The following is a 15,943-nucleotide window of genomic DNA, read 5'->3' on the forward strand; positions in this document are numbered from 1 at the left end:
CTGAGGAGGCACGGAAAATGGGGGATCTAGCAATAGATTTCTGTGGCGAGTGGTACGACCCGTCGGACGAGGACGTCTTCAGCATCGGACGCGAGGGTGACCTCGAAGTCGACGACAACCCGTACCTGCATCGACGTTTCCTCCAGATCGCCCGGTACGACGGCATCTGGTGGCTCAGCAACGTCGGAAGCATGCTCTCCGCCACGGTGGCGGACGGAACCGGCGGGATGCAGGCCTGGCTATCACCCGGTGCACGGATTCCGCTCGTCTTCAGCCACACCAACGTGATCTTCACCGCGGGCCCCACCACCTACGAGTTTGCCGTCCACCTCAAGACGCCCTCTTTCCGCCAGGAGGTCCCCGGTGACGAGAGCGGCGGGGACACCACCATCGGACCCGTTGTCTTCACCGATTCCCAAAAAGCGCTCATCGTTGCGCTCGCCGAGCCCATGCTTCGACGCGACGGCACCGGCTTCAGTGCCATCCCGTCGTCGGCCGCCGCCGCCAAGACCCTGGGCTGGGCACTGACCCGGTTCAACAGAAAGCTGGACAACGTGTGCGACAAACTGGACCGCGTCGGTGTGGCCGGGCTCCGCGGGGGAGGCGGGAAGCTGGCCACCAACCGGCGCGCGCGGCTGGTTGAACACGCCGTGACGTCGCACCTGGTGACGGCGGACGACCTGTACCTGATCGAGCAAATGAGGGGGGTCGACGAAGGGTGAAAATCCGACTGACACTGCGCCGGGATCCGGCCGAGGCCAAGGATCTCGCCGTCACCGTTGACGGCCTGGCAACCGTGGCGGACATCGCCACCCAGCTGTGGGCCGCCGATCCCGAACGGCGCGGCACCCAGCCGCCGGAGAACCTGTCGCTCTGCATTGATGAGGCATTCGTGGCCGGCGGAATGCGCGGCAACATCCTCAACCGCGCGGACAACCTGCTCGAATCGGGGCTCCGGCCGGGGTCCATCGTTTCGCTGACACAGGTCAGCGAGCAGTTTGCCGCACCCGGAGCGAGCCGCGGACCCGCCGCGGCGACACTCCGTGTTTTGTCCGGGCCCGACGTCGGGCAGGAATTTTCGCTGCCGTCCGGCACCAGCTACATCGGCCGGGACCGCGACGTGGACATCCGGCTGTCGGACCCCATGACGTCTAAGCGGCACGCCCGCATCACGGTGGGGGAAACCGTGGAAATCGTGGACACGAATTCCGCCAACGGGCTGATCATGGACGGGCTGCCGGTCACCCGGGCAACCCTGAACTCCTCGGACACCGTGACGCTGGGCGACACGACCGTTTCCGTTGTGGGGCTTGGCCACCACGGGGGTGCGCCGACGTCGCCGTTGGTGGACTTCAACCGTTCGCCCCGCGTCGTGCCGCGCTTCGCCCCGCCCAAGCGCGTGCTCCCGGCCGGACCCAAACGCCAGGACCACCACCCGTTCCCCTACATCATGCTGATCGCGCCGCTCATGATGGGCGCTATTTTGTTTGCCGTCACGGGCAACGTGCTGTCGGTGCTGTTCATGATGATGATGCCGCTGTTCATCATCGGCCACTACGTGGACCACAAGATGCAAAGCAAACGGGAACGCAAGGAGCAGCTGAAGCAGTTCCGCGAAGCGATGGCAGTGTTCCGCAAGGACATCACGGAACTTCAGCACATCGAGCGCTCCGTGCGCCTCCAGGAGGCCCCCTCCGTCAGCGACACGGTGGATTCGATCTACAAGCTGGGACCCCTGCTCTGGACGCACCGGCCCGAGCACAAGGGGTTTCTGGGCCTGCGTTTCGGGCTGGGTACGGCGCCGTCGCGCATTGCGTTCGAAGAGCCCGGCAACAACGAAACCGAAGCCGAGTACATGCAGGAAATCCAATCCTGCCTCAAACAGTTCCAGGACATCGAAGGCGTTCCCATCGTGTCCCAGCTCCGCTCCTCCGGCGCCTTCGGGCTTGCAGGCGGGCGCGGCCTGGTGGACGATGTGGCGCGCGGCATGGTGCTGCAGACGGTGGGGCTGCATTCCCCGGCCGAAGTGGTGGTTACGGCAATCACCTCCGCCCAGTCCAGGGAACGCTGGAACTGGCTCCAGTGGCTGCCCCACGTCGGCTCGGGGCACAGCCCGCTCAGCGGCGACCACCTGGCGGCCGGACCGGCCGGCGGGTCCTCACTGCTCGCCCGGCTTGAGGACCTCGTTGACCAGCGCGAAGCGGGCGCGCAGTCGCCGCGTCCCGCGCCCCGGCCAGGCGTCGACAGCGAGAACGGCGACATCCCTGCCCCCGTCCTCCCGTCCGTGCTGGTGATCGTCGAAGACGATGCTCCCGTTGACCGCGGCCGGCTGACACGGCTCGTGGAACGCGGGCCGGATTCCGGCGTCCACGTCATGTGGGTGGCCACCAGCGTCCAGTCGCTTCCGGCCGCGTGCCGCGACTTCATGGTGGTCGACGGCGACCACGGAACCACCACCGGCCAGGTCCGGCTGGGCCGCCACACCTACCCGGTCAGCTGCGAAAGCCTCGACGCCGAACTGGCCGCCCAGCTGGCCCGGATGCTCTCCCCGGTGGTGGATGTGGGCAAGCCCGTTGACGACGACTCCGACCTGCCCCGTGCTGTGTCCTACGTCAGCCTGATCGGCAAGGACTTCATGGACAACCCTCAGGCAGTGGCGGACCGCTGGAAAGAGAACAACTCGGTCCGTGCCACAGCAGTTGCCAACCGCAAGGACAACGGCACGCTCCGTGCCCTGGTCGGATCGAAGGGCGTCGAACCGCTGTACCTCGACCTGAAGAACGAGGGCCCGCACGCACTCGTGGGTGGAACCACGGGCGCCGGAAAATCCGAATTCCTGCAGTCCTGGGTCATGGGCATGGCGGCCGCGTACAGCCCGGACCGGGTGAGCTTCCTGTTCGTGGACTACAAGGGCGGTGCCGCCTTTGCCGACTGCCTGCACCTGCCCCATACGGTGGGCCTGGTCACCGATCTCTCGCAGCACCTGGTGCGCCGAGCCCTGACCTCCCTCCGGGCCGAACTGCACTACCGGGAGCACCTGCTCAACCGGAAGAAGGCAAAGGACCTGCTGGGCCTCCAGCGCGAGGCGGATCCCGAGGCCCCGCCGTACCTCATCATCATCGTGGACGAGTTCGCGGCCCTCGCCACCGAAGTCCCCGAGTTCGTGGACGGTGTGGTGGATGTGGCAGCCCGCGGCCGTTCCCTGGGCCTCCACCTGATCCTCGCCACCCAGCGGCCCGCCGGCGTCATCAAGGACAGCCTGCGCGCCAACACCAACCTGCGGGTGGCGCTCCGCATGGCCGACGAGGAGGATGCCACGGACATTCTCGGCGTTCCCACCGCGGCCTACTTCGACCCGTCGATCCCGGGCCGCGGTGCCGCGAAGACCGGCCCCGGCCGGATCCAGGGCTTCCAGACCGGTTACGCCGGCGGCTGGACCACGGAAAAGCCGCAGGCTCCGCAGATGGACATCGTGGAAATGGCGTTCGGATCGGGGCCCAACTGGGCCGCGCCCGCGCCTGAGAAGCCTGTGCGGGAGGAACCTGCCGGCCCCAACGACATTGCGCGGATGACGGCCAACATCATCAAGGCAGCCGAGGTGCTTTCCATCGAGCCGCCACGTAAACCGTGGCTGAACGAGCTGGCCAAGACCTACGATTTCTCCAAGCTGCCCAACCCCAGGACGGACGAACGCCTCCTCCTGGGTGTGGCCGACGACCCCGCCCACCAGGACCAGCCCACCGTCTTCTACGAGCCGGACAAAGACGGCAACATGGCCATCTACGGAACGGGCGGATCGGGCAAGTCAGCCGCCCTGCGGGGCATCGCCATCGCTGCGGCAATCACTCCGCGGGGAGGCCCGGTCCACGTCTACGGCATCGACTGCGGTTCCTCCGGACTGAAGATGCTCGACGGCCTGCCGCACGTGGGCGAGATCATCAATGGCGACGACGTCGAACGCGTCGGAAGGCTGCTCCGTTGGCTGCGCGACGTGGCCGACGACCGCGCCGCCCGCTATTCCGAAGTCCGTGCCTCCACCATCGTGGAATACCGGAAGCTGGCCAACGATCCGGAAGAGAAGCGGATCTTCATCCTGGTGGACGGTATGTCCAGCTTCCGCGAAGCCTACGAGTACAGCCGCCTGTCCGCGCTGTGGGACATTTTCCTGCAGCTGGCCACGGACGGCCGGCCGTTGGGCATCCACCTGGTAGTCACCGGCGACCGGCCCAATTCCGTCCCGGCCTCGCTGCTGGCGTCGATCCAGCGGCGCCTGGTGCTGCGGCTCTCGTCCGAAGACGATTACATTTCGCTGGATGTACCGAAGGACGTCCTGGGCCAGTCGTCACCCCCGGGCCGCGGCCTGCTCGGAGCCCATGAGGTCCAGCTTGCCGTGCTCGGCGGTGACTCGAACCTGGCCCTGCAGGCGCGCGAGGTGCACAAGCTCAGCGAGGCCATGCTGCGCCAAGGCGTGGAGAAGGCGCCGCAGATCGAACGGCTGCCCGAACAGGTTGACCTGGACATCCTTCCGGCCGGCAGCCAGGACCTTCCGGTCATCGGTGTGGACGACGAAACGCTCCAGCCGGCCGAGATCATGGCCAAGGGCCCGCTGCTCGTTGCCGGTCCGCCAGGCGCCGGCCGGACAGTTGCCCTGGTCACCATGGCCTACGCCCTGCGCCGGTCCAACCCCGGCGCCGAACTGATCTACATCGGCTCCCGCCGGTCCGCCGTGGCGTCGCTGAAGGTATGGAACCGGTCGCTCGTCGGCGCTGATGACGTCGAAGAGGCCATTGACGGACTGGTGGACTACTCCGCGGAGAACCCCGGCAGGCTTGCCATCTTCATCGAGGGTCTCACCGAGTTCACGGACACCGGCGCCGAGTCCGGCATCGAGCGGCTTGTCACCACGTCCATCAAGTCCGATCAGTGGGTGGTGGGAGAGTCTGAAACCTCCACCTGGTCCTCCGCCTGGTCCTTGTCGCAGCCGTTCAAATCCGGCCGGCGGGGACTGCTGATCAACCCCGGCGACATCGAAGGCGACAGCCTGCTCAACACCTCACTGGGCAAGATCAGTTCGGACTTCATTCCAGGACGCGGTTACATTGTGGGCCGGGGCAAGGTCCGCAAGCTGCAAATCGCGCTGCCTCCTGAGAACCGCAACCAGACCGAACCGGACCTGGGCCGCGTGGGAGCGGCACGGTGAGTGGTGCATGGGGAGCGGTGCCCATCGACGTGGGTTGGACCGCGGGATAGGTTCTAGGTAATGGATCTTCCGGATGAGCCGGGGGCCGCTGGGGAGCCGATCGGATCGGGTCCGTTGACTAAAGGAGATAACTAATGGCTATTTGGGGTGCAGACATTGCTCAGCTCAAGGCGCTCGGAACCAAGCTGCAGGCTGGTTCGTCCGAGATTGAGAAGCAGAAGTCGCAGCTGTCGAAGGCTCTTGACGGCACTGACTGGAAGGGCCCGGACGCGGACAAGTTCCGCAGCGAGTGGTCCGGTTCGCATGTGACGGCCCTGGCCAAGGTGGCACAGGCGCTGCAGGAAGCGGGCAAGCAGGCAACCAAGAACGCTTCCCAGCAGGAAGAGGCTTCCCGCTAGGAAGGCCTCGTCCCGTCGGGGACAGCATGCCGGATGCCCCGGACGCCACACAGCGTCCGGGGCATCCGGCTGTTAACCCGGCATTCGCCTTTGAGGGTGCCAGACAATGTCAGTGATCTAAGGCAGGATAGGTCTGTGAGCACAGGGAACACGGCAGCAGACACCGAAACAGACAGCACAAATCAGGCCGGCGCCGCAGGGGGGCGGGTGCCCTCCGGCGCCGTGCGGGAGGAATACGAAAACCTGGTGGAAGAGGTGCGCAAACACCGCTTTGCCTACTACCAGGAGGACGCGCCGACCATTTCGGACGCCGAGTTCGACGAACTCTTCCGGCGCCTCGAAACGATCGAAGCAATGCACCCCGAACTGGTGTCCAACGATTCACCCACCCAGGAGGTGGGCGGCGAGGTGTCCGCCGCGTTTGCCGCCGTCGAACATCTCCAGCGGATGTACAGCCTCGAGGACGTCTTTTCCCTCGAGGAACTCGAGGCCTGGATCGCCAAGGCCGAGGCAGGCGTCGCCAAGCTCGGCAACGGCGCCGCAGGTCCCACCTGGCTCACGGAGCTCAAGATCGACGGCCTGGCGGTCAACCTCCTCTACCGCGACGGCAAACTGGTCCGGGCCGCCACCCGCGGGGACGGCTACACAGGCGAGGACATCACCCACAACGTCCTGACCATCAAGGAAATCCCGCAGCAGCTGACCGGCGAGAACTTCCCGGCCGAAATGGAGGTCCGCGGCGAGGTCTTCATTCCGTCGCAGGCCTTCGCCGAATTCAACGAGGCGCTCATCGAGGCCGGCAAGGCGCCGCTGGCCAACCCGCGCAACGCCGCGGCCGGCTCGCTCCGCCAGAAGGACCCGGCAGAAACGGCCAAGCGCCCGCTGCGCATGTACGTGCACGGCATCGGTGCCCGCGAAGGGTTGGAAACGGCCAGCCAGTCGGACACCTACCGCCAGCTGGCAGCCTGGGGCCTGCCAACGAGCCCGTACTTTGAGCTCCTTGGCAGCATCACGGAAGTGCTGGCCTTCATCAAGCGCTACGGCGACAAGCGGCACAGCCTCACGCATGAGATTGACGGTATCGTGGTCAAAGTGGACGACTTCGCCACGCAGCGCGCACTCGGGTACACCTCCCGGGTGCCGCGCTGGGCTGTCGCCTACAAGTACCCGCCGGAGGAAGTCCACACCAAGCTGCTGGACATTGCCGTGAACGTGGGGCGTACCGGCCGGGTCACCCCGTACGGGGTGATGGAGCCGGTGAAGGTAGCGGGTTCCACGGTGGGTATGGCCACCCTGCACAACCAGGACGTCGTCAAGGCCAAGGGTGTGAAGATCGGCGACATCGTGGTGCTCCGGAAAGCCGGGGATGTCATCCCGGAGATTGTTGGCCCGGTGCTTGCGCTCCGGGACCAGCAGGACCCGCCGGTACGGGATTTCGTCATGCCCACGGAATGCCCCTCCTGCGGGACGCCGCTGGCTCCCGGGAAGGAGGGAGATGTCGACATCCGCTGCCCCAATGCGCGCTCCTGCCCGGCACAGCTCCGTGAACGCATCTTCCACGTGGCCAGCCGCGGCGCCTTCGATATTGAAGCCCTCGGCTGGGAAGCCGCCATCGCCCTGACCCAGCCGGCCGAGCCGGAAACCCCGCCGCTGACCAGCGAGGCAACCCTGTTCCGGCTCGCCCGCGAGGACCTTGCCGGAGTCAGGATCCGCCGCGAGAAGAGGTCCAAGGGCGTGGGCACCGGCGAATTCGAACTCGTGCCGTATTTCTACAGCAAGGGCACGGCCAAGTCCCCATCGAAGCCGACAGCCACCACCGAAAAACTCTTCACCGAACTGGAGAAGGCCAAGACCCAGCCGCTGTGGCGGGTCCTGGTGGCACTGTCCATCCGGCACGTCGGACCGCGGGCTTCGCGCGCGCTTGCCACGGCCTTCGGCTCGATGGATGCCATCCGGCAGGCCTCGGAGGAGGACCTGGCCCACGTCGACGGCGTGGGACCGGTGATCGCCGCGGCGCTGAAGGAATGGTTCGCCGAGGACTGGCACCGGGAAATCGTGGACACCTGGGCCGAGGACGGCGTGCGGATGGCGGACGAGCGGGACGAATCCACCCCGCGGACCCTGGAAGGACTCACCATCGTGGTCACCGGATCGCTGCCGAACTTCAGCCGGGACGAGGCCAAGGAAGCCATCCTTATCCGTGGCGGCAAGGCCGCCGGGTCCGTCTCCAAGAACACCAGCTACGTCGTGGCGGGTGAGAACGCCGGAACAAAACTGGACAAGGCCGAGCAGCTGGGCCTTCCGGTGCTGGACGAGGATGGCTTCCGGGAGCTCCTGGCCAACGGACCCGCCAGCGGGTCCGACAGTGCTCCTGAGGACGCGCCGGATGAAGCCGCCACCAACGGAGACGTTGCCGAAGACCACCAGGAAGAGCTGCGGGAATGAGCGTCACACCGGAAGACCTGCTCGAGGTGGCCAAGGAGGCCGCCGCAGCCGGGGCGGCGGTGCTCGCCACCCGGAACGCCGCGGAACTGGACATCAGCAACAAGGGAGACGCCGGGGACTGGGTCACGGCGTTCGACGTCGCCGCCGAGAACGCCGTGCGTGCCGTCATTGCCCGCGCCCGGCCGCAGGACACCGTGACCGGCGAGGAACACGGCACGCTCAGCCGGGACGATCCCAGCGGGTACCGCTGGTCAATCGACCCGCTGGACGGCACAACTAACTTCATCCGGAACATCGTCTACTACGGCACGTCCGTGGCAGTGGCGGATCCCGACGGCGCCTGGCTGGCCGGCGTCGTCAATGCCCCCGCCCTTGGCCGCGTCTATTACGCATCCCGCGGGCAGGGCGCGTGGCTGGAGGAACGCGGACAGCGGACCCAGCTCACCGGTCCCGTTCCAGGCCGCGCCGGGCAGATCCTGGCCACCGGCTTCAGCTACGATCCCAATGTCCGTGCCGAGCAGGCCGAGGCCCTCGGCGGTTTCATGGACGGTTTCGCCGATGTGCGCCGGCTGGGGTCCGCTGCCCTGGACCTGTGCCTTGTGGCGGACGGAACCCACGACGCCTTCGGCGAACGCGGTCTCAATGAGCATGATTTCTCCGCCGGCGCCCTGATCGCCGAGGAGGCGGGATGCTGGGTCCGCCGCCCCCGCCTCACCAGCCCGCTCGACGGCGGACCCTCGGACGAGGAACGCCTCGCCGCGTGGACATGCGCCGGGACGCTCGAGCTGTCGGGGAAGTTTCCGCTCTGACGGGCGCCGGCTGACGGGCGGCGGGCGCCGGGGGCTCAGGCAGCGCTCAGGCGTGCGCGGCAGCCAGCCCGGCGGCACCGGAGTAGCGGTTGAGCGGCCGCTCCAGCCCGTAATGACCGCGCAACGTATCTGCCGTGTACTCCGTGCGGAACAGGCCGCGCCGCCGAAGGACAGGCACCACGTGGTCCACGAACGCCTCCAGCCCTGAGGGGAGCACTGCGGGCATGATGTTGAAGCCGTCCGCGGCACCGCTCTCGAACCAGAGCTGAATGGCATCGGCTACCTGCTCGGGCGTTCCCGAGAACGTGCGGTGGCCGCGGCCGCCGCCCAGCCGTCCGATCAGCTGGCGCACCGTGAGCTGTTCGCGGCGGGCAAGCTCCACGATCAGGGTGTAGCGGCTCTTGGCGCCCTGGACGGAGTCCTCATCCGGAAGGTCTGCCGGCAGTTGCCTGTCCAGGGGCAGGTCGTCCGGGCTGACGCCCAGGGTCTTCGCGAGTTCGATGCGCGCGTACTTGGGCCGGATCAGATCGTCGAGTTCGCGTTCCAGTTTCTTGGCCTCGGCTTCCGTGCCGGCCAGCACGGGCACAATGCCGGGCAGGATCTTGATGCCCTCCGGGTCGCGTCCGGCGGCTGCGGTGCGGGCCTTGAGGTCGGTGTAGAAACCCTGCGCGTCTTCGAGCGTCTGCTGAGCTGTGAACACAGCCTCCGCGTAGCGCGCCGCCAGGCCCTTGCCGTTTTCGGAGGATCCGGCCTGGACGATCAGCGGGTAGCCCTGCGGCGACCGCGGTACATTCAGCGGACCGCGGACCCTGAAATGCTTGCCGACGTGGTCGATCGGCCTGACCTTGTCCGCATCCGCCCAGACGCCGGCCTCCTTGTCCGCCACCACGGCGTCGTCATCCCAGCTGTCCCAGAGCTTGCCGGCGACGTCCAGGAACTCCGCCGCCCGTTCATAACGGGTGGCGTGCGCCGGCTGGTCATCGACGCCGAAGTTCCGCGCGGCGTCGGGCCCTGCAGTGGTGACCACGTTCCAGCCGGCACGGCCGCCGCTGACGAAATCGACGGAGGCGAAGCGGCGGGCAAGGTTGAACGGATCGTTGTAGGTGGTGGAGGCCGTGGCAATCAGGCCGATCTTCTCGGTGGCGGCGGCGATGGCGGTCAGCAGCACCGTCGGTTCGAGTTTTCCGGCCGGCCGGCGGCCCACGTTGCCGAAAATCACGGGAGAGTCCGCGAAGAAGATGGAATCGAACGTGCCGCGCTCGGCTATCTGTGCCAGGTTGCGGTAGTGGCTGATGTCCGTGCTGGCCTGGGGGTTGCTCTCGGGCAGCCGCCACGAGGCTTCGTGGTGGCCGGTGCTCATGAGGAAAGCGTTAAGGTGCAGGGTGCGCTGGGACGGTGCCATGGTGTGATCCTGTCGGTCGGGTTGTTGTTCGGGCGGCGTGTCGGTGGTGTAAATCAACCACAGCCGCACCGGCCGCTGCCAGCCCCGCCGACCACTGGAGAAACGGCGCGAAACAGCGGGAAATGCGCGGAAACAGCGGGCAACGCCCGGACACACAGGGCAACGCCCGGACACGCGGCGCAACACAACGCAACCGGCGCCTAGTGATAGTTCAGTCACGGAAACAGCCTTTTCGTCGGCTGCGGGACGCGCGCGCACCTAGCATGGATAAGTGCATCCGCAGATCCTCATTCGCCCCGCCGTCCCGGCAGACTACGACGCCGTGGCCCGCATTACGCGGGACGCCTACCTTGCCGCGGGCTACTTCACGGATGCCGACCACCCGTACATGCTGCAGATCCAGGATGTGGCCGAGCGGGCGGCCCAGGCCACCGTCTGGGTTGCCGAGCGGGCGGGCCGCGTCGTCGGTTCCGTGACACTCGCCGTCGCCGGTGAGTCTTTCGCGGACATCGCACTGGCGGACGAACTCGAATTCCGCATGCTCGTGGTGGACCCCGCGGTCCAGCGCAGTGGCGCGGGCAGGGCCATGGTCGACGCGATTATTGCCCATGCCAAGGCTCTGGACGGTATCAATGCCGTGGCCCTCACGACAGGCCTCACGTGGGAAAGCGCGCACGGGCTGTACCGCAAGATTGGCTTCCAGCGCGTACCCGAGCGCGACTGGTTCGTGCCGGATACCGACATAAAGCTGCTGGTTTACCGGCTGGACGTCTAGCCACCCTAAAGTGGTGCCGACTCAAGGCACCATCGAAAGGCACACCATGCGCAAGACATTCGGCTCCGGCTCCACATGGGAGCAGACCCTCGGCTATTCCCGTGCGGTGCAGGTGGACAACACCCTGTACATTTCCGCCACCGCCGCCAGCGGTGAGGACGGAATCGTAGGCGAGGATTTCTATGCCCAGACCAAGTTCATCCTGGAAAAGCTGGGCGCAGTCCTTGCCGAGGCAGGGTTCGAATACGGCGACGTGGTGCAGTCCAAGCTATACCTGACGGACATCAGCAAGTGGGAAGACGCCGGCCGCGCCCACGGTGAAGTGTTCGGCGAGATCCGGCCCACCCTGTCCCTGGTCCATGTGCTGCCGTTCCTCGACCCGAAGATGCTCGTGGAGATCGAACTCGTGGCCCAGAAGAGCGCCAGCTAACTTGCCGGGAGGCCGTAGCGGTGTTCCGGGCGGCCGGTGGTTCCGTAGCGGAGCTGGATGTCGACCGCGCCGTCATCCGCCAGCGAGGACAGGTACCGCTGGGCAGTGGCCCGGGAAACACCGACCCGCCCCGCCACCTCGGCCGCCGAATACTGTTCCCCGGGCACCAGGGATTCCAGCACTGCCGCCTCGGTGGCGGAGCGCGGCCTGGCCGATACCGTGACGTCCCCGGGAATCAAGGACCGTTTGGCCCGCTCCACCGTGTCTTGGTCCAGCGCGCCGGGCTGGGCCAGGATCCGCCGGTACCGGGCATAGGAACGGAGCTGCTGGGACAACGACTCGGCCGTGAACGGCTTCAGCAGGTACCCCAGGGCGCCGCGTCGGAAGGCGGCGCGCAGCGAAACGGCGTCCGACGCCGCGCTCAGGATCATGGTGTCCACATCCAGCTGGCGGAGCAGGTCCAGGCCCGAGCCGTCGGGCAGGTACACATCCAGCAGCACCAGATCCGGGCGCAGGCTGTGGATGGCCTGCAGCGCCTGGGACGCCGAACCCGCAGGCGGCAGCGCGAGGAAGCCGGCCACCGAATCAACGTAGGCCGCGTGCAGCTTGGCGACGTGGAAGTCGTCGTCCACAATCAGCACCCTGAAATCCTCAGACATCGGTGTCCTTTCCGGCAAAACTGTCGTTCCTGATGGGCTTGTCCTTTCCGGGCAGGTCGGCTGTGGTCCGCGGCAGCGTTGCCATGAAGACTGCGCCGGGGCCGCCGGGGGAGCCGGGCTCCAGGACCCGGACGTCCCCGCCGCGGCGCCGCGCCAGCTGCCGGGCAAGTGCCAACCCCAGGCCCTGCCCGCCGGCGGTACGTGCCGGCTGTGCCGCCGTCGTGAATCCTTCGGCGAACACCGCCTCCGCCCCGCCTGCCGCCGTTTCGGCAGCCAGTCCGTCGCCGGAGTCAGCGACGACGACGTGCAGCGTCCCGCCGTCGGGCCCCGGCTCGTCCAGCAGTTCCACTTCCACCCAGCGGTCCGCCGCGGAGCCGGCGACGGCGGCGTTCACGGCGTTGTCGATCAGGTTCCCCAGCACCGTGGTGACGTCCTGCGGTTCGGTCACCTGGCCGCGCACCAGCGTTTCCGGGCCGATGCGCAGTGCCACGCCGCGTTCGTCCGCCTCCACGCCCTTGGCGCCGACGAAAGCCTGCAGGTACGGGTCCTGCAGGAGCTCGGCCTGGTCCACCGGGAACTTGAGCGGGCCGGTGGCCGCCAGGCGCGCCAGGTAGTCGCGGGCCTGCTGGTGCTGCCCGATGCTCATGAAACCGGCAATGGTGTGCAGCTGGTTGGCGAACTCGTGGCGCTGGGCGCGCAGCGCGGTGGACATGGTGCCCACGGCATCGAGCTGGCGCGTGAGGTGCTGCAGTTCGGTGCGGTCGCGGAGCATCACCACCCAGCCCAGGTCCTCCCGCCGGTGCAGCGCCTTGCGGGCGCTGGCCACCAGCACACGGGCGCCGGCGATGATTTCGACGGCGTCTGCTTCTGCCGCGTCCGGCCGCGTCAGGGCCTTAAGCTGCTCCGGGACCGGAGCCTGCTCCCACGGTGTGCCGGTGAGATCGGGCTGGCCGAGGAGCCTCTGCGCGGCGGCATTAAAGACGCTGATCCGGCCGTCGGCCGCTACGCCGATCACGCCGTCGTCTACGCCCTGGAGGACCGCCACCTGGTCATGGACCAGGGTGCTGATCTCCTCAGGTTCCAGGCCCAGCGTCAGCCGCTGCAGGCGACGGCGCAGGAGGAACGAGGCCAGGGCACCGGCCACCAGCGAACCGGCCGCGGTCAGTGCGATGGGCGTGATGTCCCGGGCCAGGCTCTGGACGATGCTCTCGGTGGAATACCCCACGCTGACCTCGCCCACCACAGTGTCCGAGTCCGGGCCGAAGACGGGCACCTTGGCTCCCGCCGAGGGTCCCAGCGTTCCGGTGTTCCGGGTGGTTACCTCCTTGCCCGAGAGGGCTTCGGAGGGATCCGTGCTGACTTTTTCGCCGAGCCGGTCGGCGTCCGGGTGCGCGAGCCGCAGGCCTGTTTCATCAGTGATCACCACGAACAGCGCCCCGGTGCGGGTCCGGGCCCCTTCGGCCACCGCCATCAGCGGGCCGGCCAGCAGCACCGAGGCCGGAGGAGTGCCCGCCCCGCGGCTGATGGCCAGGACCTCCCGGCGGACCGCCGGATCCGAGGCCACGGTGCGGGCCAGGGTGAGCGCCTGGTTTTCCGCTTCCCGGCCAAGCCGTTCGTACGTCAGCCAGGCATGCACGGCACCGCTGAGCAGCACAACGAGCAAAACCACTGCCAGCTGGAGCAGGAGGGTCTGAGTGGAAAACCGTAGGGGCTGCCGCGGCGCCGGACGCTTCATTGCCCTCCTGACGGGGTTTTGGCCTGCTGAGCTAAATGAGCAAAATGCTCCCAATAAGCAGTATGCCAATCAATTGAGCCAAAGGCACTGCCGTGACGCGGGCCACTCTAACGTCTGTAGTGCGCATCACACCGGAGTGGTGCCGATTGACTGACAAAGGAGCCGGCCGTGCTGGTATTACTTGGATTCGCCATGATCGCGGTATTCATGGTGCTGATCATGACGAAGAAGTTGACGCCAGTACTGGCGCTGATCATTGTTCCCACCGTCTTCGGGCTGTTCGCCGGGGCGGGGCTGGGCATCGGGGACATGGTGCTGGACTCGATGAAGTCCATGACCTCCACCGCAGCCCTGCTGATGTTCGCCATCATCTACTTTGGCCTGATGATCGACGTCGGGCTGTTCGACCCGCTGGTGCGGTTCATCCTCCGCAAGCTGGGCAATGACCCGGCCAAGGTGGTGCTGGGCACCGCCATCCTGGCCGCCGCAGTGTCCCTGGACGGCGACGGCTCCACCACCTTCATCCTCACGACGGCGGCAATGCTGCCTGTCTACCTGCGGCTCAAGATGAGCCCCGTCGTCCTGACCTGCGTGGCGGGCCTCGCCAACGGCACCATGAACATCCTGCCCTGGGGCGGCCCCACCGCCCGCGCCGCCACCGCTCTGAAGATCGATGTCAACGACGTCTTCGTCCCGATGGTCCCGTCGCTGATCGCCGGCCTCGTTGTGGTCTTCGTCTTCGCCTGGCTGCTGGGCCTGCAGGAACGCAACCGCCTCCGCGCCACCGCACCGGAAATCTGGGGTGTGCCGGATTCTGCAGAACCGTTCGACGGCGGCACGTCCGGCAGCGCCGGCGGCACCTCCCGCCGCGGTTCCGGCAGCGGCACCGCTCCTGTTCCCGCAACGGGCGGCCCCGCAGGCCTCTCCCCGGAGGGATCCTCCGTTGCCGTGCTGGAACGCACCGGCACCTTGGTTGACGGAACAGTTGACGAACGCGACACCGCCATGGCCGACACCGCCCTGGACCCCAACCGCAAGACCCTGCGCCCCAAGCTGTTCTGGTTCAACCTGGGCCTGACCGTCGCCGTCATGGTCATGCTCGTGGCGGACCTGGTGCCGCTGCCGTTCGTCTTTATGGTGGGCTCCGCCATCGCCCTGCTGGTCAACTTCCCCAAGGTCAAGGACCAGGGTGCCCAGCTGATCGCCCACGCCCCGTCCATCGTCGCCGTGGTCAGCATGGTCATGGCCGCAGCGGTCCTCACCGGCGTCCTGAAAGGCACTGGCATGGTCGAGGCCATGTCCGCGTGGCTCGTCCAGATCATCCCCACCAGCATGGGCCCGTTCATGGCCGTGATCACCGGCGTCCTCAGCATCCCCATGACGTTCTTCATGAGCAACGACGCCTTCTATTTCGGTGTCCTCCCTGTACTGAGCGAGACCGCTGCCCACTACGGCGTCAGCGCCGCCGACATGGCGCGGGCCTCCATCACCGGCCAGCCGTTCCACCTGCAGAGCCCGCTGGTGCCCGCCATCCTGCTGCTCGTTTCGCTGGCCAAGGTGGACCTCGGCGACCACCACAAAAAGGTGCTGTGGCGCACGGCCGTCATCTCGCTCGTCATGCTGGGTGTCGGAGTGCTGACGGGAGCCATCGGGATCGGCTAGGGTAAAGCTGCCTGCGGCTAGCCGTGGGCCGGTGCTGCCCGTCTGACGCCCGCTGGGGGTCGTCAGGCGGGCACACTGTTGCAACGTAGACTATTGGGGAAACCAAAACTACATTGCAGGGGAGATCCATGGCTGCGATCAACCGCGACGACGTCGCGCATCTCGCGCGTCTCGCGCACATCGAGATGAGTGCTGAAGAGCTGGACCGGATGGCCGGCGAACTGGCCGTCATCGTCGATTCAGTGAAGTCCGTAAGTGAAGCCGCCGGTGATGATGTCCCGGCCACGTCCCACCCGATCCCGCTGACGAATGTGTTCCGCGAGGACGTTGTGGGCCACACCTTCACAGCCGAGCAGTCCCTGAGCGGTGCACCCGACGCATACGAGGGCCGCTTCAAGGTTCCGGCCATCCTGGATGAGGACTGATAA

12 protein-coding genes are annotated in these 15,943 nt (G+C 67.1%); 9 read left to right on the forward strand and 3 right to left on the reverse strand.

Going from position 1 to position 15,943, the window contains the following annotated elements:
• Positions 1-17 precede the first annotated feature (17 nt).
• The 5 genes from AB0N24_RS03185 to AB0N24_RS03205 all read left to right on the forward strand — a co-directional run bounded on the left by AB0N24_RS03185 (position 18) and on the right by AB0N24_RS03205 (position 8,852).
• Positions 18-722, forward strand: a complete 705-nt coding sequence (locus AB0N24_RS03185; RefSeq protein WP_364120313.1) for a hypothetical protein — start codon at positions 18-20, stop codon at positions 720-722.
• The gene (locus AB0N24_RS03190; protein WP_364120316.1) at positions 719-5,200 is read left to right on the forward strand and encodes an FtsK/SpoIIIE domain-containing protein; all 4,482 of its coding nucleotides are present in this window, start codon (positions 719-721) and stop codon (positions 5,198-5,200) included. The genes AB0N24_RS03185 and AB0N24_RS03190 overlap by 4 nt, the downstream gene beginning before the upstream one ends.
• A gap of 134 nt (positions 5,201-5,334) precedes the next feature.
• Positions 5,335-5,598, forward strand: a complete 264-nt coding sequence (locus AB0N24_RS03195; RefSeq protein WP_104172623.1) for a hypothetical protein — start codon at positions 5,335-5,337, stop codon at positions 5,596-5,598.
• A 90-nt stretch (positions 5,599-5,688) separates the two neighbouring features.
• Positions 5,689-8,043, forward strand: coding sequence for an NAD-dependent DNA ligase LigA (gene ligA / locus AB0N24_RS03200; protein ID WP_364120319.1), 2,355 nt, complete (start codon positions 5,689-5,691; stop codon positions 8,041-8,043).
• On the forward strand, positions 8,040-8,852 hold the full coding sequence (locus AB0N24_RS03205; RefSeq protein ID WP_364120322.1) for an inositol monophosphatase family protein: 813 nt from the start codon (positions 8,040-8,042) through the stop codon (positions 8,850-8,852). Before ligA ends, AB0N24_RS03205 begins: the two co-directional genes overlap by 4 nt.
• Positions 8,853-8,898: 46 nt before the next feature.
• Here AB0N24_RS03205 and AB0N24_RS03210 read toward each other — a convergent pair whose 3' ends face one another.
• Positions 8,899-10,254 (reverse strand): LLM class flavin-dependent oxidoreductase, encoded by a 1,356-nt coding sequence (locus tag AB0N24_RS03210; RefSeq protein WP_364120325.1) that lies wholly within the window; start codon positions 10,252-10,254, stop codon positions 8,899-8,901.
• A 271-nt stretch (positions 10,255-10,525) separates the two neighbouring features.
• Between AB0N24_RS03210 and AB0N24_RS03215 the strand changes: the two genes are divergently transcribed.
• Both AB0N24_RS03215 and AB0N24_RS03220 read left to right on the forward strand, forming a co-directional pair.
• Complete coding sequence (locus tag AB0N24_RS03215; protein ID WP_364120328.1) at positions 10,526-11,029, forward strand: GNAT family N-acetyltransferase; 504 nt, start codon at positions 10,526-10,528, stop codon at positions 11,027-11,029.
• Positions 11,030-11,075: 46 nt separating this feature from the next.
• A complete protein-coding gene (locus AB0N24_RS03220; protein WP_104172618.1) occupies positions 11,076-11,459 on the forward strand; it encodes a RidA family protein in 384 nt (127 codons plus the stop codon).
• Here the strand turns inward: AB0N24_RS03220 and AB0N24_RS03225 are convergent.
• Together AB0N24_RS03225 and AB0N24_RS03230 are read right to left on the reverse strand one after the other, a co-directional pair.
• Positions 11,456-12,118, reverse strand: a complete 663-nt coding sequence (locus AB0N24_RS03225; protein WP_364120331.1) for a response regulator — start codon at positions 12,116-12,118, stop codon at positions 11,456-11,458. The two genes, AB0N24_RS03220 and AB0N24_RS03225, sit on opposite strands and share 4 nt — an antisense overlap.
• Positions 12,111-13,853, reverse strand: coding sequence for an ATP-binding protein (locus tag AB0N24_RS03230; protein ID WP_364120334.1), 1,743 nt, complete (start codon positions 13,851-13,853; stop codon positions 12,111-12,113). The genes AB0N24_RS03225 and AB0N24_RS03230 overlap by 8 nt, the downstream gene beginning before the upstream one ends.
• A 168-nt stretch (positions 13,854-14,021) precedes the next feature.
• Here AB0N24_RS03230 and AB0N24_RS03235 point away from each other — a divergent pair, with 168 nt between their 5' ends.
• Together AB0N24_RS03235 and gatC are read left to right on the forward strand one after the other, a co-directional pair.
• Complete coding sequence (locus AB0N24_RS03235) at positions 14,022-15,515, forward strand: CitMHS family transporter (RefSeq protein WP_364120337.1); 1,494 nt, start codon at positions 14,022-14,024, stop codon at positions 15,513-15,515.
• Between the two features lie 128 nt (positions 15,516-15,643).
• Complete coding sequence (gene gatC / locus AB0N24_RS03240; RefSeq protein ID WP_028272567.1) at positions 15,644-15,940, forward strand: Asp-tRNA(Asn)/Glu-tRNA(Gln) amidotransferase subunit GatC; 297 nt, start codon at positions 15,644-15,646, stop codon at positions 15,938-15,940.
• Positions 15,941-15,943 lie beyond the last annotated feature (3 nt).

Origin of the sequence: Arthrobacter sp. NPDC093128, from assembly GCF_040683875.1 — a bacterium.
In the GTDB taxonomy this organism is placed as follows: Bacteria; Actinomycetota; Actinomycetes; order Actinomycetales; family Micrococcaceae; genus Arthrobacter.